Origin of the sequence: Lysinibacillus sphaericus, from assembly GCF_002982115.1 — a bacterium.
GTDB lineage: Bacteria > Bacillota > Bacilli > Bacillales_A > Planococcaceae > Lysinibacillus > Lysinibacillus sphaericus.
Map to the genome: position 1 here is coordinate 1844422 of NZ_CP019980.1, position 18021 is coordinate 1862442.

Here is an 18021-nt window from a genome sequence, read left to right on the forward strand (position 1 = left end):
GGGAAGCTGATTAAGCGTCCGCATGTCAAACAACATGAAAAATATTGAATTTGAAAAGCCGTCCTATTCAGAATGGCAAGATGCAGCAATCAAAGCTTTAAAAGGGAAACCATTCGAGTCTCTTTTAACGAAAACAAGTGAGGGTGTTACTTTAGAACCACTTTATACACAAGAAAGTTTAGTAGCAAAACTTGGAGATGAACTAGATAAACAAGTTGCCACAATCCGTTCCCTGCAAAATAGTCAAGTATTTCGTGTGGCACAGCAAGTTTATGCAGAAACAAGTGAAGCATTTTTCGCTCAACTTGATGATAGTTTAGCTCGTGGTAATGAGATTGTGACAATTGATAGCCGTGTAAACTTTGAATGGTCTGAAGAAATATTGGCACAACTAGCTCCTTATTTCTCTGAATATTCGTTTAAAATAACGGTAAAAGACGAGAATGATCCATTGTTAGCAGTATTTGACAACATCACAAATGAACAGCGTGAAACTGTGAATGGGTATATTGTAGCTAAAAACCCTATCAAGCTTGAAGGATTGCCAAATGTACGAACAATTAGTGCAAACACAGTAACTTACCATAATGAAGGCGCTAATGCCGTACAAGAATTAGCGTATGCACTTGCTATTGCAGCAAAATATGCAGAGCAAGAAGAAAACTTTGAAGCTTTTGCACAAAAATTTTATGTTTCATTTGCGATTGATACACAATTCTTCACAGAAATTGCGAAGTTACGTGCATTTAAAGTACTTTGGAAAGCGTTCTCATCCGCTTATGGTGTGGAAGAGAATGTGAAAATTCCAACGCTTGCGGAAACTTCTCTACGAAGCTTCTCGAAATTGGATGTTTACGTAAATTTACTACGTGCAGCAAATGAAGCGCTTTCTGGATTAATTGGCGGTGCGGATGTATTTACAGTTCACCCACATGATGCATTAACGAAGCCTACAGAACAATCCGTTCGTATTGCTCGAAATGTATCTTTAGTGTTAAAAGAAGAAACAAATGTTTTAAAAATAACAGATCCTGCCGGTGGTTCATACTTCATTGAATCATTAACAGCGGACTTCGTAAAAGAAGCTTGGGCATTATTCTTAGAAATTGAAGCTGCTGGTGGAATGGACGCGTATGCGGCATCCGGTAAATTGGCAGAAGCATTAGAAGTATCTTACCAAGCGCGCATTAAAGCGGCACAAACACGCAAACAATCGGTTATCGGTACGAATATTTATGCAAATCCAGCAGATGTACTTGAAAGTGAAACGAACCCATTATTTGCAGATGTGAAGCGTATTTCGATTCCGTTTGAGCAACTGCGAGCACAAATGACTGCTGCCAATGTGAAAACAGGAATTCTAGCATTAGGTTCACTAAAAAGTTCAAAACCTCGTGCAGACTTTGTATCTGGTTTCTTAAACACTGTTGGTCTAGTACCAGAAAAAAGCGAACCAGTAGCAACAGTTGAGGAAGCGCTCTCTTGGCTAAATACAACAGAAGCAAAATATGTTGTTATTGCAGGCAATGACGATACTACAAAAGAATTAGTACCAGCGATTTTAGCTAAAAAACCAGCAAACGTCATTGTAGACGTTGCAGGTAAATTTAAAGACGAAGAAGAAGCTTGGTTAGCAAATGGCTTAAACGGCTTTATTTTCGCAGGACAGAACATCATTGAAAAATTAAATTCAGTGTTCGCTAGCATGAAGGAGGTCCAACGATGAGCAAGCCTAATTTTAGTGCAATTGAAATCGAAAAAGTATTATCAACTGAAGCTCCTGCGGCGTCAGATGAAAAATTCATGACAAATGAAGGTATTGAAATTAAAGATATTTATACAAAAGATGACATTAAAGATGTGAAACATTTACATGATGTAGCTGGTATAGCACCGAATACACGTGGACCATACCCTACTATGTATGTTGCACGTCCTTGGACAGTTCGTCAGTATGCAGGTTTCTCTACTGCTGAAGAATCAAATGCCTTTTATAAACGTAACCTTGCAATGGGTCAAAAAGGGCTTTCAGTTGCCTTTGACTTAGCAACGCACCGTGGTTATGATTCAGACCACCCACGCGTTACAGGTGATGTTGGTAAAGCTGGGGTTGCTATTGACTCTGTCGAAGATATGAAAATTTTATTTGATCAAATTCCGTTAGACCAAATGTCTGTATCTATGACGATGAATGGTGCAGTACTGCCAGTACTTGCCTTCTACATCGTTGCTGCTGAAGAGCAAGGGGTAACACCTGACCAGCTAGCTGGAACAATTCAAAATGATATTTTAAAAGAATACATGGTCCGTAACACATATATTTATCCACCTGCAATGTCGATGAAAATTATTGCGGACATCTTTGAATATACTGCGAAATTCATGCCGAAATTTAACTCTATTTCTATTTCGGGCTACCATATTCAAGAAGCAGGTGCTACAAATGATATTGAACTTGCCTACACGCTAGCCGACGGACTTGAATATGTTCGTACAGGGTTAAAAGCGGGTATTGATATCGATGCCTTTGCACCACGTTTATCATTCTTCTGGGCGATTGGTATGAACTATTACATGGAAGTGGCAAAAATGCGTGCTGCACGCCGTATTTGGGCGCAAATGATGTCTACGTTCAATCCAAAAAATCCAAAGACATTAGCATTACGTACACACTCACAAACTTCTGGATGGTCTTTAACAGAGCAAGATCCATTCAATAACGTGACGCGTACATTAATCGAAGCCAATGCTTCTTCAATGGGGCATACGCAATCTCTTCATACGAACGCACTTGACGAAGCAATTGCTTTACCAACAGATTTCTCTGCACGTATTGCACGTAATACGCAGTTATTCTTACAAGAAGAAACAGCCATGACAAAAGTGATTGATCCATGGGGTGGTTCATATTATGTTGAAAAACTAACAGATGAAATCACTGAATCTGCTTGGGCGTTAATCGAAGAAATTGAAGAACTTGGTGGTATGGCAAAAGCGATTGAAACAGGTCTTCCAAAGATGAAGGTTGAGGAAGCTGCGGCGAAACGTCAGGCGAAAATTGACTCGAAATCAGAAACAATCGTTGGTGTGAACAAATATCGTCTGGACAAAGAAGAGCCAATCGACATTCTTGATATCGACAATACACTAGTACGTCAAAAGCAAATTGAGCGTTTAGATGCTATGAAAGCAGCTCGTGATGAGGCAGAAGTACAAAAACATCTTGCACGCTTAACGAAAGCAGCACAAGATGGTGAGGAAAACCTACTTGCAGTAGCGGTAGATGCAGCGCGTGCTCGTGCATCACTGGGAGAAATTTCTGATGCAATCGAAGTTGTATCTGGTCGTCATAAAGCCATCATCCGTTCCATTTCAGGCGTCTATTCTGCTAACTTCTCTGACGAAGAACAAATTACTGAAGTGAAAAATATGACAGATGAGTTCCTTGAAAATGAAGGTCGTCGCCCACGTATTTTAGTTGCGAAAATGGGACAAGACGGACATGACCGAGGTGCAAAAGTTATTGCAACTGGCTATGCTGACTTAGGGTTTGACGTAGATATTTCACCACTATTCATGACACCTGAAGAAACTGCGCAAATGGCTGTTGAAAATGACGTACATTGTATCGGCGTATCATCATTAGCAGCAGGTCACAAAACTTTAGTACCTGCATTGGTTTCTGAACTGAAAAAACTTGGGCGTGAAGATATTATCATTATCGTTGGCGGCGTTATTCCAGCACAAGATTATGAATTCCTTTATGAAGCAGGTGCTGTGGCGATCTTTGGTCCTGGTACAGTGATACCTGTATCTGCCATTAAAATTATTGAGGAAATCTATAAACGTTTAGGTTACGAGGAAGTGTCTAAATAATGGACAAAAACAAAGGGATGCAGGAAAGTGCTCTATTTGTCATGGGTGGCGTGGAAGCATCTCACGACGGTATGCAGTATGGTGTACCGAAAAAATTCCGAAAGAAAAAGGCGGACAACCTTAATATACTGGAGCTTGCACGAGATGTACGTGCAGGCTCACGTGTACAGTTGTCAAAAGCCATTACGCTCATTGAAAGTTCTAATAGTGCCCATAAAGCACAGGCTCAGGAGTTATTACAGGAACTTTTACCGCATACAGGCAACAGTGTTCGTATAGGGATTACGGGAGTACCAGGGGCTGGTAAAAGCTCTTTCATTGAAGCTTTCGGAACGATGTTATGTGAGATGGGTAAAAAAGTAGCGGTCCTTGCAATAGACCCGAGTTCTTCATTATCAGGGGGCAGTATTTTAGGCGATAAAACGCGCATGGAAGAGCTGGTGAAAAAGCCGAATGCATTCGTTCGTCCATCACCGTCTGCTGGTACCCTGGGGGGTGTCCATAAGAAGACGCGCGAAACGATGCTTGTATGTGAAGCAGCGGGCTACGATGTCATTTTAATTGAGACAGTTGGTGTTGGACAGAGTGAAACATACGTCCGCGGTATGGTCGATTTCTTCCTATTGCTCGTGTTAACAGGTGCAGGAGATGAGCTTCAAGGTATGAAAAAGGGCATCATGGAATTGGCGGATGCAATTGTTGTGCATAAAGCGGATGGTGACAATGTTCGACTAGCGAAAAAAACTGTTTCCGAATACAAGCAAATATTGCATTTCCTTCAACCTGCAACACCAGGTTGGATGTCTACTGCCATGCCAGTTAGTTCGTGGGAGAAAAAGGGACTCGATAAAGTATGGGATACAATCGGTGAATTTAGGCAAACGGTAGAAGCAAATAACTATTGGTCTATCCGACGTCAAAATCAAACGAGAGATTGGTTCCAATCTATGATTACGGATCATTTAATTGATGCATTTTACGGAGACCCAAATCGCAAGGAACAAGTGCAGTTACTAGAGCGCCAAATCCTCAATGGGCAATTAACAGTAACGCAAGGTGTAGATCGTTTATTTAGCGATGAGCAATCACAGAAATAATGTACGCTTTTATATGAGCATGTAGGTGCACAAAAGCATCACTTACTGCTATGATAGGAGATGTATGAGCGCTTTCAACCTAAAGTTATGCAAAGCAAATGAAGACAGCGCGAAATTGAAAGGAGCTATCGCTTTATGAATATGGATTACGATTTATTTATGCAAGAAATTTTAAAAACAGCACGTGCAGAAATTGAGGCTGCAGGATACGAGCAATTACGCACGCCTGAAGCTGTTGAAGAGGCGTTTGCTCGTCCAGGTACAACATTAGTTATGGTCAATTCAGTATGTGGCTGTGCAGGGGGCATTGCTCGTCCAGCAGCAGCGCAATGTGTGCATTACGATAAAAGACCAGATCATTTAGTTACTGTCTTTGCAGGTCAAGATAAAGAAGCGACAGCAGCTGCTCGTTATCACTTCGGTGAAGACCACTTACCATCTTCTCCATCATTTGTTCTTTTAAAAGATGGACAAGTCGTAGCAGAAGTGGGTCGCTATGAAATCGAAGGCCATGATCCAATGTCAGTAGTGACAAACTTACAAGCAAATTTTGAAGAATATTGTGAAGAGCTATAAAGTTTATTAACACCTACATGGTGCGCTCAACATAAGTTTAGCTTTTATTGATTTGACTAAAGTGACTAGTACACTTTAGTCAAATCCTTTTGGAATTTTTGTAATATTGGCTAAATATATGTGCAACACAATAAAAGTTTAAATAGATAAGATGAGCTTCTAATGAATAACTATTCGTTATGAATGCTGCAGGATGGGAGGCAGTCGACTTGAAGAAATTTTCAATCGGCTATCGTACATTAAAAACAGCAGTCGGAGCAGCAATCGCCATTGCGATTGCGCAGTATTTTGAATTGGCTTCATATGCTTCAGCCGGTATTCTAACGATTCTATGTGTGCAGCCAACAAAGAAAAAATCCCTTCATGCTGCTTATACTCGCTTTGTCGCAAGCATTATTGGAATGCTGTATGCATTTTTGAGCTTTGAGCTATTTTCTTATCACCCGTTAACATTAGCAGGAATGCTTGTATTGTTTATACCGACGATTGTTTCGTTAAAGGTAGCAGATGGCTTTGTATCAAGTGCGGTGATTATTATGCATATTTACGCAGCTAAGGGCTTTTCGTATGATTTGGTAACGAATGAGTTAGCCTTAATGGCAATTGGTTATGGTACGGGAATCGCCATTAATATGTATATGCCAGACATTCAAAAGGAATTAAATTACTATAGAGTTAAAATAGAGGAACTGTACAGTAAGATTTTTTTAGAAATTGCCAGCTATTTAAGACAGGGTGATACGTTATGGGATGGACAAGAACTGATTCAAGCAGTCAAAACGTTGAATGATGCAAAATCATTAGCCTTTAAAGATGTAGAAAATCATTTTACTCGTAGACAAAATGACTATTATGTCTATTTCGATATGCGTGAGCAACAGCTTGAAATTATTGAACGTGTTCTCCCGAAAATAACGGCATTACCTGTTATAGTACAAGAGGCGGAAATTGTGGCAGACTTTGTCCAAGACCTTGGGGAGCATGTCCATTCTGGAAATACGGCAGGTCGTTATAGGGAAAAATTAGAGTTAGCGAAAAGAGATTTTGCGAAACTACCTTTACCAACAAACCATCAAGAGTTTATTGCGCAAGCAGCGCTTTATCAATTCATTGAAGAAATGGATCGGTATTTAGAAATAAAGCAATCATTTAAGGGTTTAAAGGTAGAAAGAAAGCGCCCACAGTAGCGTGGACGCTTTGCATTTTCTTAAACTAGCATTGATAAACCGAATGCAAGAGATGAGATGACCATGATGGCAATCATGGCATAAACAACGACTTTTTGAAATTTTTTATTACTCATATGCTCGTTCGCTCCTTCTTTTCTTATAAATAGTTTAGCAAATCTGAAAAATTTCTCAAGTAGTAGAGTTTTGACAAAAAAATCTGTAAAATAGGTTATGTACCATAACAGAAGGAGATGTCACCATGGAGAGAGTAGACCATATTGGGATTGCAGTGCGCGATCTAGATGAACGCATTACATATTATACAGAAACTTTAGGTTTAAAGTTGCTGAAAGTGGAAGAGGTTGAATCTCAACAGGTTCGTGTTGCTTTTATTGACGCTGGCAATGTGAAAATTGAGTTACTTGAACCGATGAGCGACAAAAGCGCTATTCACGGATTCATCGAAAAACGTGGCGAAGGCATTCACCATGTTGCATTCGGTGTAACAGGAATTCGTGAACGCATGGCAGAACTTCGTGAAAAAGGCGTGCGTCTTTTGTCGGAAGAGCCAGGACCAGGTGCAGGTGGCGCAGAGGTTGCTTTCATGCATCCTAAATCATCTTTCGGTGTGTTATATGAATTATGCGATAAAAGTGGAAAAGGGGAAAAGTGATTAGTATGGATATGTTCGACAAAATTAATGACTTATATGATCGTAAGACGGTAATTGAGCTTGGCGGTGGCTATGAACGCATCGAAAAGCAACATGATAAAGGTAAATTAACAGCTCGTGAGCGTATTGAATTATTACTAGACGAAGGTACGTTTTTCGAGATTAACCCATTCATTACACACCGTACAGTAGACTTCGGTATGGACAAAATGGAAGGCCCTGGCGATGGTGTAGTAACAGGCTTTGGTAAAATTAACGGACGTCCAGTTTACTTATTCTCTCAAGATTTCACTGTTTTTGGTGGAGCGCTTGGTGAAATGCACGCTAAAAAAATGGCGACAGTAATGGATCTAGCAGCTAAAAACGGCACACCGTTTATCGGTATTAACGATTCAGGTGGCGCGCGTATTCAAGAGGGTGTTCTTTCTCTTGATGGTTACGGACACATCTTCTACCGTAATGCGATTTACTCTGGAGTAATTCCACAAATCTCTGTTATTATGGGACCTTGTGCGGGTGGAGCTGTTTATTCTCCAGCTATCACAGACTTTATCTTAATGGTTGATAAAACATCTCAAATGTTTATTACTGGACCAAAAGTAATTGAAACAGTAACAGGCGAAAAAATCTCTGCTGAAGACCTAGGTGGTTCAAAAGTAAACAATGCAGTAAGTGGTAACGCTCACTTCCGTGCACCATCTGAAGAAGCGGCAATCAATCAAATTAAACAATTATTAAGCTATTTACCACAAAATAATAAAGAAAAAGCACCACGTCAAGCACGACCAGAAGGTGACGATTACCGTCCAGAAATCGTGGATACTGTGCCAATCGAAACAACGCGTCCATACGATGTGCGTAAAGTTGTAGAACAAGTAGTGGACGAAGGTTCATTCATGGAAGTTCACTCAGAATTTGCGAAAAATGTCGTAGTTGGTTTTGCACGTATTGCTGGTGAATCTGTAGGTCTTGTATGTAACCAACCAAAAGTATTAGCTGGTGGTCTTGATATCGATTCTTCAGATAAGGCAGCTCGTTTCATTCGTACTTGTGACGCTTATAACGTGCCAATTATCACATTTGAAGACGTTTCTGGTTTCTTCCCAGGCGTAAAACAAGAGCATGGTGGTATTATCCGTCATGGTGCGAAAATCCTTTATGCATACTCTGAAGCAACTGTACCAAAAATTACAGTTATTCTACGTAAAGCATATGGTGGTGCGTACGTTGCACTTAACTCTAAATCAATCGGTGCTGACTTAGTATTCTCTTGGCCAAACGCTGAAATCGCAGTAATGGGTGCAGCAGGGGCAGCAAATATTATCTTTGCACGTGAAATTGCGAAGTCTGAAGATCCAGAAGCAACTCGTGCAGCAAAAATTGAAGAGTACAAAGAGAAATTCGCAAATCCTTATGTTGCGGCATCTCGTGGTATGGTAGACGATGTTATTGATCCTCGTGATACGCGTATCAAACTTATTCAAGCTCTAGATATGTTGTCAAATAAGCACGAAACACGTCCAGAGAAAAAACACGGAAACATTCCACTATAAGTTGGACAAACCCAGTAGCCAGTTGGCTGCTGGGTTTTTTAAATGGAACGACTAAAAAATATATTCAAAAAATGACAGATAATTGAAACATTATGGCGACTCACCCGTACAAATAGGTAAGGGAGTTGAGATGAATGGAGTGGCAACAATTACAGTCTGAGCAGGAAAAACTTCATGCCCAGCTAAGAAATGTTAATAGATTAAGTGAAAAAAAGCTTTTAATTGAAGGACAAATCGAGCATGCAAGGCAAGAAATTTCCAAACATTCTATAGAACTCAATCAAATTCGAATCAAACTTGATAAGCTCGAAGGTTTTTCATTTATGAATATGATTCGAACTTGGACAGGGCAACAAGATGAGCTAAGAGCGGAGAAAGTCGATAAAGCAGCAATTTTGGAATTGAAAAGCAATGAAGCCAAAAAAATGCTACATGATTTAACAATCGACCTGGAGCAAGTGAATCACATGCTCAACCAATCGAATGAAAAACCATTGCAACAAGCGCTAAGTCGTTTGCAAGAAAAAAAGCAAAGCTATCTTCAACTACACGAGCCTGAATATGCGCACAAATTGGAACAGCTTGCGAATGAAGAAATGATGACGAAGCAGCTAATTCTTGAGATAACGGAAGCAGAAGAGGCAGGGGATATTGCGCTAACTAAATTAGGTCAGGCAGCAGCGTCACTGCATTCAGCGGGTGGATTTTCTACATGGGATACGTTTTTTGGAGGTGGCATTATTGCCACGCATTTAAAGCATGATGCGCTTGATAAAACCGAAAGCTATCTTCACAATGCTCAAATTGCCTTGCAACGTTTTCATAATGAATTGCTTGATGTCCAAGATTTGTCTACCCAGTCATTACATGTGGAGGCAGACGGTTTTGTAAAATTTGCGGATTATTTCTTTGATGATATTTTTTCTGCTTGGTCAGTCCATTCAAAAATATCAACAGCAAGAGAGCAAGTATCCCGTGTACAAGATGACGTACATAATACGATTAGACGTTTACAGGAAAAACATCATAAAGCAGTAGCTCATTTAGAAGAATTACAGAAAGAAAAAAAGGCGATTTTACAAATTTAACAGCGAAACCGAGTCAAAAGCGAAAAAGTGTTAGATTGCTTGTGAGCAATCTAACACTTTTTTGCTATAAACGCTAGGGCGCTTGCTAAAGGGTTACCAACGATTCATGGATTTCTACGGAATGAAAAGACAAAATAAAGAAGTTACTACTAGCGTATTATTCCAACTCTTCAGTCATTGTGCTAAACTAATACTTATATTATGACGTGGAAAACACGTAAATCAAGGGAGTCTTACAACATGACAAGTCGTTTAGTAGAAGAGTTTTTTGAGCTCGTACAAATCGATTCAGAAACAAAACATGAACAACTGATTGCGCCGGTATTAATCGACAAATTAACAGCACTTGGTTTTACAGTAGTGCAAGATGATGCACATACTCGAAATGGTCATGGAGCTGGCAATATTATTGCGACATTAAAAGGTTCATTAGACATTGAGCCAATCTATTTTACTTCTCATATGGATACAGTTGTACCAGGAAAGGGCATTAAACCGTTTCTACGTGAAGATGGTTATATCGTTTCTGATGGCACAACGATTTTAGGCGCAGACGATAAAGCGGGTCTAGCAGCGATGTTTGAAATGGTAAAACGCTTAAAAGAACAGCAAATCGAACATGGTGATATCGAGTTCATCATTACAGCAGGAGAAGAAAGCGGACTTGTGGGGGCGAAAGAATTGGACCCTTCAATTATTCGTGCAAAATACGGCTTTGCGGTAGATAGTGATGGCAAAGTAGGTGGAATCGTGACAGCAGCGCCATTCCAAGCGAAAATTTTTGCCAAAATCATCGGCAAAACAGCGCATGCAGGCGTTGCTCCTGAAAAAGGTGTGTCAGCGATTACAGTTGCGTCAAAATGTATTGCACAAATGAAGCTTGGGCGTTTGGACGAAGAAACAACAGCTAATATTGGTCGCTTTGAAGGCGGTCAAGCAACGAATATAGTGTGCGATGAAGTAACGATTTTAGCAGAAGCACGCTCTATTGATAAGACAAAACTTGATGCCCAAACTCAACATATGCAAGATACGTTCGAACAAGTTGCCGCTGCAATGGGTGCACGTGCAGAGATAGAAGTGAAACTAATGTATCCTGGTTTCCGTGTTACAGAGTCAGACAAAGTCGTTCAAGTAGCAATGGCAGCAGCCCGCAACATTGACCGCACGCCACAACTAGGTATATCTGGAGGCGGATCAGATGCCAATATTATTGCAGGCTTTGGTATCCCTACTGTGAACTTGTCAGTAGGCTATGAAGATATTCATACAACAAATGAAAAGATTCCTGTAGAAGAATTAGAAAAACTAGCAGATTTACTTGTGGAAATTGTGAAAGAGTCAGCTAAACACGAGCGCTAAAAAGAAGGAAGTGACCTAATGGAAAGTGTAAAGGCAGTAGTTTTCGCTTGTGGTACAGAAGAATATGCAGTACCGGTGGAGCAAGCAATCTCAATTGAAAAATTAGAGCAAATAACGCCCATTCCACATTTACCAAATTATTTATTAGGTTTTACAAGAAATCGAGGAGAGCTAATTCCTGTATTGGATTTTGAACGTATTCTCTATAATCGTTCGTCAAATGCGGCTACAGCACGTATAATTGTCCTCAATACGGATGTCGTGAACTATGGCTTGCTCGTAACAGAGGCACGTGAAATTCTTGATTTAGATGAGTCCATTTTAAAGCAAATGGGGCTTGTTAATTATTCCAAAACACGTTACTTTACGGCAGTGGCCAATTTAGAAAACCGTATGATTACGTATGTAGACCCTAAAATTCTTGTAAATTCTTTAGATGGCATTCGAGAAATTATCAATTATTTGCACAAAATGCTGGAAAATGAAAAAGAAAACGTAGAAGCATAAGTTTTGATAAACAAAAGGAATAACATGAAAACCCCCTCCAATGTTGGAGGGGGTTTTCATTTGGATTAAGAAAGTCGACCGCTATAGTCTTCAAACTTAAATTCACGAATGACTTTAATACCTTCTTCATCGTTATATGAAACGATTGATGGTAGGTTGACACCGTTAAACATATGGTTTTTAACCATCGAGTAGTGGGCCATATCTGTAAAGACAAGACGATCGCCTGGTTTTAGAGGTTCTTCAAATGAGTAATCACCGATAACATCACCTGCAAGGCATGTAAGTCCACCAAGGCGATATGTGTATGCTAGCTCATTGGCTTGACCTGACCCGATAATCATCGGACGGTAAGGCATTTCAAGTACGTCTGGCATATGACAAGTTGCCGATGTATCTAAAATGGCTAAGTCCATGCCGTTTTTCTGAATATCAAGAACCGTTGCAACTAAGTAGCCTGTATTCAGTGCTACTGCTTCACCAGGCTCTAAATACACAAGGAGATTGTACTTATCTTGAATATAATTAATGATATTCACTAGTTTTTCTACATCATAATCTTCACGCGTGATATGGTGACCACCGCCAAAGTTTAGCCATTTCATTTGGTGTAAAACATCACCAAATTTTTCTTCGACTTTTTCAATTATACGCTCTAATGTATCAGAGTTTTGCTCACACATTGCGTGGAAGTGTAAGCCATCAATACCGTCAAGCTGAGATTTGTCGAAGTTAGCTAATGTTGTACCAAGACGAGAGTTCGTATAGCAAGGATCATATAGTGCTGTTTCAATTTCAGAGTACTCAGGATTAACACGAATACCACATTCAATTGTTTTGCCAGCAGCTTTTACTTTATCCTTGTACTGTGCCCATTGGTTGAAAGAGTTAAAGACGATGTGATCAACATAGCCAAGAAGCTCGTCCATTTCATGCTCTACATAAGCAGGAGCATAAACATGAACTTCTTTGCCCATTTTTTCATAGCCAAGACGGGCTTCAAAAAGTGAGCTTGATGTAATCCCAGCTAAGTATTCACCAACTAAAGGGAATGTTGAATGCATAGAAAACCCTTTTAGAGCAAGTAAAATACGGCAGCCCGTACGATCTTGTATCGACTTTAAAAGCTCAAGATTTTTTGTTAATAGTCGTTCATCCACTACATAAGAAGGTGATGGAACTTTTGTGAAATCAATTGGTTTCATCGGCTACTTTCCTTCGCTTCGATCTCTAAGTCAAGTAATTCTGGGTTATGGCTTTCTTGCCATGGTAGACCCCATTTGTTTAATGCATCCATAAATGGATCTGGATCGAATTCTTCTACGTTCCAGACACCTGGTTTTTGCCATTGACCGTTCATAACAAGCATTGCACCGATCATTGCTGGTACGCCAGTTGTGTAAGAAATCGCTTGAGAACCAACTTCGTTATAGCACGCTTCGTGGTCACATACGTTATACACGTAGTACGTTTTTTCCTTGCCATCTTTTAAACCACGGATAATACAGCCGATATTTGTTTTACCTTTTGTACGTGGTCCTAATGATGCTGGATCTGGTAATACGGCTTTCAAGAAGTGGATTGGCTGAATCATTTGCCCTTCGAATTCGATTGGTTCAATTGAAGTCATGCCTACATTCTCTAATACTTTTAAGTGTGTTAAGTATTTTTCAGAGAATGTCATCCAGAATCGAATTTGCTTTAGACCTTTAATGTTTTTAGCAATTGATTCTAATTCTTCATGGTATAATAGGTAAATATCTTTTGGCCCGATTTCTGGTAAGTTATACACTTCTTTTTTCTCAAGTGGTGCTGTTTCAATCCACTCGCCTTCTTTCCAGTAACGACCATTCGCTGTAATTTCGCGAATATTGATTTCTGGATTGAAGTTTGTTGCGAAATGATAACCGTGGTCACCAGCATTGGCATCTACGATATCGATATAGTGGATTTCGTCGAATTCATGTTTTTGAGCATGTGCTGTGAAAACGCCTGTTACACCAGGGTCAAAACCACTACCAAGTAATGCCGTTAAGCCAGCTTTTTCAAACTTCTCTTTATAAGCCCATTGCCATTTATATTCAAATTTTGCCGTTTCAGGTGGCTCGTAGTTTGCAGTATCCACATAGTGCACACCTGTCGCTAAGCAAGCATCCATAATCGTTAAGTCCTGATAAGGTAACGCTACGTTAATGACAACATCTGGTCCGAAACTTTTAATAAGTTCGATTAATTCATCTGTATTGTCAGCGTCTACCTGTGCAGTATGAATCTTTGTTTTTCCGCCGTCTAGTTTTTCTTTTAGAGCGTCACATTTTGAAACAGTTCTACTTGCGATACAAATTTCCTCAAATACGTCCGAATTTTGAACACACTTGTGTACCACAACACTGGCTACTCCGCCAGCTCCTATAATCAATGCTTTACCCAATTGTCTACCCCCAAGTTCATATAAAGTATTGTCAAACAAGCTGATTATACAGAAAATTGATTTACTACTCAATCATTGTTTTTAAATTTCTACAAAAAATTTTTTATTTCAACATTTATTAGCCGTAATTAGAGGGGGATACCCCGATAGCTGAGCACCTAACGCGTAAAAATCCACTGCGTATTCTGGCCTGCACGACATAGGTTACAAAAACGCTCATAGTTGAGTTATTGGGTTATGCTTTAGCGTAGATAGCAGAAGTCTCCATGGATTTTTACTTGGTAGTCATGCACCTTAAATTGTTTAAAAATTGTTTGAGTGACTGGCACTCAAAGGTGGGGTTCTGCATCGCCCCATAAATAAAAAATAATGATTAACAGCGTACTTAATAATCCCATCACGAGGCCATAGGTGCTGAAGGCCACTTGCACTTGACTTTGCACAGCATAAATAAAAATGGCTCCAAGTGTTAATAAATTGCCCATAATAAGTAATAACAGATGAAAACGTTTATTCATAGCAAGCCCCTCCTAAAATAAAATTTACTTGCCCCAAAGATGAAAATATTTTACTTCAATTATCTCATAATTCAGAAAAAATATCCAAATAATAACTATTATTATGTGAAAAAGTTTGAAAGATGGAGGAATTTATCTAAATTTCGTATGGAAATAATGGTTATTTTTCTATGAATGATGAATGGCCTTTTGAAGCTGACGTTGCAATGCGCTTGAAACCGATTATTTTTCATGGTGTTGCAAGTAGGCTGACATTATTTATATTAAAAAAACAGCATAAGAATGCATTGGTTTTATGATTATTGCTGTTTTTCGCTCTAAAGATGGTAAACTACCAATATGAAAGCTCTTTGGTGAAGGTGAGGATTTTATCGTGATCAATCAATTTAATGAACAAGTACAACAAATAAATGAATTATTTGTCAGTGGACAAGTGAAAGAAAGCTATACCTTGGCGAAGGCATTATTAAAGAACGAATTATTTGAAGCGGATGATTCTTTTCCTATTATTCAACAGCATGTGGCACTTTTAGAGGCTAATGGCTATGCTACTATGCCAGTCCACACTGCAGATAATGTGAAGCAAAGTGTCGAACGTGCGGATGGATCGTATCCAGAGCGTGATGCCCTTAGTGCCTATATTGGCAGTCAGGACGATGAGCAATTTGGTCGAGTGGTAGATGAATTATTAGCAGGGTCTATCGAAGCGCAAGCAAATGCTTACTATACAATGGCTGAATATTTTGTACTCGCAAAAGAGCCTGATAAAGCAATGGTACAATATGCGGAAGCGATTAAATTACAACCGAATATAGCACTGTATTGGGGAGCATTTGCGCAATTTATTAATCATATGGAAGCGAGCCCGTATTTGGCACTTCGTCTCATTGAAGAGGCGATTCAGCTAGATGGCATGAATGCTCGTTGGTATTATATTCAAGGGAATATCTTTTTCCAGTTAGTTGCAGCTACCAAAAATTTAAGTTACTTACCGGCACTAGAGGAAGCTTGGTCGAAAGCCAAAAAACGCTGCTCTGCTAAGCAAGTGGCGTTAAAGGTGGACATCGCTAAGTCAGAGGATTTACTAACACAGTGGAAGAAACAAATGCTATAAGGACGAGCTTTTTAATCATAGTATTCCACGGGCGTTTATGCAGGCTTTGCTTGTATATTTATGAATTGTTTGAGTGACTGGCACTTAGTAAATATGCTTAACGACGGGCGTTTCAGTAGATATTTACTTGTATATTTATAAATTTTTTGAGTGGCAGGCACTACATTTCTGTATTTTTATGCTAGAATAGGATTATAAACGGACGTAAGAAGCTTATTTTATTGCATGAAAGAAGTGTTTGTTTGAGTTTATATGTTGCGTATGTATTAGTAGGGCTTGCTATAGCAATGCCTGTAGGTGCCATCACGGTCGAAATGACCAAGCAGGGGCTAAAAAATGGCTTTATGCATGGCTGGGCAGTAGGGCTTGGCGGTATGACGGTTGATGTAGTATTAGTTTTTGCTCTGTATATGGGGCTTGCTTCTATATTAGCTATGCCGCTAATTCAGCTGCCTATGTGGATTATTGGCGCCGGCTTCTTGTTTTTACTTGGGTTAGATTCTATCAAAAATGCCGATCAAGACATTACGCTAGCGGGTGAAAAAGTAACAAAATCATTTTTCACATCGTATCGCAACGGGCTTCTGGTAGCCATTTCGCCAGGAAACCTTGTTTTTTGGGTAAATGTATTCGGTGTAGTTCTAGCAAAATCGTATGACAAAGGAGAGTCAGCAAGTTTCCTAGTAATAGCTGCTGGTATACTTAGCGGTATTTTACTGCACGACATAGGTTTGATGACCATTGTTTCGGTTACACGTAAGGCGATGAGTCGAAAAATGATTAAAACCCTGACAATGATATCAGGCGTGTTATTAATTGGTTTCGCAGGTTACTTTATTTATGAATTTATTCAAGGAATTAAAATGTACAGATAATCGACAAAAGGCATTGAGAAGTAGATTCTCAATGCCTTTTTAGGTTGTCATCATCGTTATGCTGGAATTGTGCGATGTTCCTCAATGCAAGCGATTATTTCTTCCGCTACTTGATGTGCCAAAGTGAGTTCAGAAGTAAAGCCTACACAAGAACAATTCATCTCACCTAAAATATAGCAATCTTCGCCTGCCTCATTTGTATCTAGCATAAAATCGGCTGTCCAAATAAGTGGTAAATCATAATTACCTAATAAGTTGGTAACGAGTGGTAACTGTGTTAAGAAGTTTTGTACAAGTTGTTCCCAATCCTCTGGTTTATCGTAGCGATATTGCGCACCAGAGAAAAGTGTAGCACTAAAGGCATCTTCAGTATCGGCTGGTTTTTTATGTACCACGTGAACTGGTTTGTCACGCAACATAAATAAGCGGATTTCGCCTTCAGTAATACGAGGAAGGAAACGCATATCAATTAACATTCCATTTGTGCCAGTAATGTACTGCTCACAAAACGTCATAAATGCACCTAGCTCCCAATACTCTACATGATTATCTTTTGCTTCAGTACATTTAATTTTGGCATCAAGAGGTACTTCTGTTATGCCAGCAGCAAGGGGCTCGACTAATTTTACTCGCCAAATACCTTCGCCAGTTGAACCTCGATTTTGTTTTAAGACACGTTCCGTTAGTGCAAGGGAAGTAGGGAATTGTGCTTTAAATGCCTCAATCGTGTAATAAGCAAATGTATCATCTGGTACTAAATTGGTAGACACTAATTTCGATAATACATCTTTCGAACCGTAGCCAATCATTGCATCCGGATGAGGCATGCCAATCACACCTGCTGCACATAACTCTCGTAGCATTTCGAAATATTCTTCCTCATGTTCTAAATTACCAGGATTAATGCGAGATACATAGGAAACGCCATTTTCTTTTACGTAGTCAAAAATTTCGTCCTTTTTTGTTACCTCAAAAAATATTACTTCCGCATCTTGTCCACGTTGTTTAAGTGCATTGACCATCGGCATTGTATCAAGTCTGTAGCCGTCAGGTCCCTTGTCAGTGCCGCCTTGTACTTCGAAGAAAATAACTTTTTTATTCATATATAGCCTCCTTAACTTCTTGATATTTTTTAGTATACTGGACAAACAAGGAGAAAAGATATACGAAATATGTAAATTT

At 39.5% G+C, this 18021-nt stretch carries 17 protein-coding genes; 12 read left to right on the forward strand and 5 right to left on the reverse strand.

Annotation, left to right across the window (positions count from 1 at the left end):
* Window positions 1–22 precede the first annotated feature (22 nt).
* From LS41612_RS09255 to LS41612_RS09275, 5 genes are all read left to right on the forward strand, one after another.
* On the forward strand, window positions 23–1726 hold the full coding sequence (locus tag LS41612_RS09255) for a methylmalonyl-CoA mutase family protein (RefSeq protein ID WP_024361154.1): 1704 nt from the start codon (window positions 23–25) through the stop codon (window positions 1724–1726).
* Window positions 1723–3876, forward strand: coding sequence for a methylmalonyl-CoA mutase (gene scpA, locus LS41612_RS09260; RefSeq protein WP_024361153.1), 2154 nt, complete (start codon window positions 1723–1725; stop codon window positions 3874–3876). The genes LS41612_RS09255 and scpA overlap by 4 nt, the downstream gene beginning before the upstream one ends.
* Window positions 3876–4973 (forward strand): methylmalonyl Co-A mutase-associated GTPase MeaB, encoded by a 1098-nt coding sequence (meaB, locus tag LS41612_RS09265; RefSeq protein ID WP_024361152.1) that lies wholly within the window; start codon window positions 3876–3878, stop codon window positions 4971–4973. Before scpA ends, meaB begins: the two co-directional genes overlap by 1 nt.
* A 135-nt stretch (window positions 4974–5108) precedes the next feature.
* Complete coding sequence (locus LS41612_RS09270; RefSeq protein ID WP_024361151.1) at window positions 5109–5549, forward strand: BrxA/BrxB family bacilliredoxin; 441 nt, start codon at window positions 5109–5111, stop codon at window positions 5547–5549.
* A gap of 179 nt (window positions 5550–5728) precedes the next feature.
* Complete coding sequence (locus LS41612_RS09275; RefSeq protein WP_029747083.1) at window positions 5729–6736, forward strand: aromatic acid exporter family protein; 1008 nt, start codon at window positions 5729–5731, stop codon at window positions 6734–6736.
* A 20-nt stretch (window positions 6737–6756) separates the two neighbouring features.
* Here the strand turns inward: LS41612_RS09275 and prli42 are convergent, their stop codons facing one another.
* The gene (prli42, locus tag LS41612_RS23115; RefSeq protein ID WP_152490651.1) at window positions 6757–6852 is read right to left on the reverse strand and encodes a stressosome-associated protein Prli42; all 96 of its coding nucleotides are present in this window, start codon (window positions 6850–6852) and stop codon (window positions 6757–6759) included.
* Window positions 6853–6977: 125 nt separating this feature from the next.
* Here prli42 and mce point away from each other — a divergent pair, with 125 nt between their 5' ends.
* From mce to LS41612_RS09300, 5 genes are all read left to right on the forward strand, one after another.
* Window positions 6978–7391 (forward strand): methylmalonyl-CoA epimerase, encoded by a 414-nt coding sequence (gene mce, locus LS41612_RS09280; RefSeq protein WP_024361149.1) that lies wholly within the window; start codon window positions 6978–6980, stop codon window positions 7389–7391.
* 5 nt (window positions 7392–7396) lie between these two features.
* The gene (locus tag LS41612_RS09285) at window positions 7397–8944 is read left to right on the forward strand and encodes an acyl-CoA carboxylase subunit beta (RefSeq protein WP_024361148.1); all 1548 of its coding nucleotides are present in this window, start codon (window positions 7397–7399) and stop codon (window positions 8942–8944) included.
* A gap of 134 nt (window positions 8945–9078) precedes the next feature.
* A complete protein-coding gene (locus LS41612_RS09290) occupies window positions 9079–10032 on the forward strand; it encodes a hypothetical protein (RefSeq protein ID WP_024361147.1) in 954 nt (317 codons plus the stop codon).
* Window positions 10033–10272: 240 nt separating this feature from the next.
* Complete coding sequence (locus LS41612_RS09295; RefSeq protein WP_024361146.1) at window positions 10273–11394, forward strand: M20/M25/M40 family metallo-hydrolase; 1122 nt, start codon at window positions 10273–10275, stop codon at window positions 11392–11394.
* Between the two features lie 18 nt (window positions 11395–11412).
* The gene (locus LS41612_RS09300; protein ID WP_024361145.1) at window positions 11413–11901 is read left to right on the forward strand and encodes a chemotaxis protein CheW; all 489 of its coding nucleotides are present in this window, start codon (window positions 11413–11415) and stop codon (window positions 11899–11901) included.
* A gap of 65 nt (window positions 11902–11966) precedes the next feature.
* On the opposite strand, the gene nspC is transcribed toward LS41612_RS09300, so the two are convergent.
* The 3 genes from nspC to LS41612_RS09315 form a co-directional block, all read right to left on the reverse strand.
* Window positions 11967–13106 (reverse strand): carboxynorspermidine decarboxylase, encoded by a 1140-nt coding sequence (gene nspC, locus LS41612_RS09305; RefSeq protein WP_024361144.1) that lies wholly within the window; start codon window positions 13104–13106, stop codon window positions 11967–11969.
* On the reverse strand, window positions 13103–14332 hold the full coding sequence (locus tag LS41612_RS09310) for a saccharopine dehydrogenase family protein (protein ID WP_024361143.1): 1230 nt from the start codon (window positions 14330–14332) through the stop codon (window positions 13103–13105). Before LS41612_RS09310 ends, nspC begins: the two co-directional genes overlap by 4 nt.
* Before the next feature lie 329 nt (window positions 14333–14661).
* Window positions 14662–14850 (reverse strand): hypothetical protein, encoded by a 189-nt coding sequence (locus LS41612_RS09315; protein WP_024361142.1) that lies wholly within the window; start codon window positions 14848–14850, stop codon window positions 14662–14664.
* A 373-nt stretch (window positions 14851–15223) separates the two neighbouring features.
* Between LS41612_RS09315 and LS41612_RS09320 the strand changes: the two genes are divergently transcribed.
* Together LS41612_RS09320 and LS41612_RS09325 are read left to right on the forward strand one after the other, a co-directional pair.
* Window positions 15224–15964 (forward strand): tetratricopeptide repeat protein, encoded by a 741-nt coding sequence (locus LS41612_RS09320; protein WP_233433840.1) that lies wholly within the window; start codon window positions 15224–15226, stop codon window positions 15962–15964.
* A 242-nt stretch (window positions 15965–16206) separates the two neighbouring features.
* Window positions 16207–16839, forward strand: a complete 633-nt coding sequence (locus tag LS41612_RS09325; RefSeq protein WP_024361140.1) for a LysE family transporter — start codon at window positions 16207–16209, stop codon at window positions 16837–16839.
* Window positions 16840–16895: 56 nt separating this feature from the next.
* Here LS41612_RS09325 and LS41612_RS09330 read toward each other — a convergent pair whose 3' ends face one another.
* On the reverse strand, window positions 16896–17942 hold the full coding sequence (locus LS41612_RS09330; protein ID WP_024361139.1) for a Cj0069 family protein: 1047 nt from the start codon (window positions 17940–17942) through the stop codon (window positions 16896–16898).
* Between the last annotated feature and the right edge of the window lie 79 nt (window positions 17943–18021).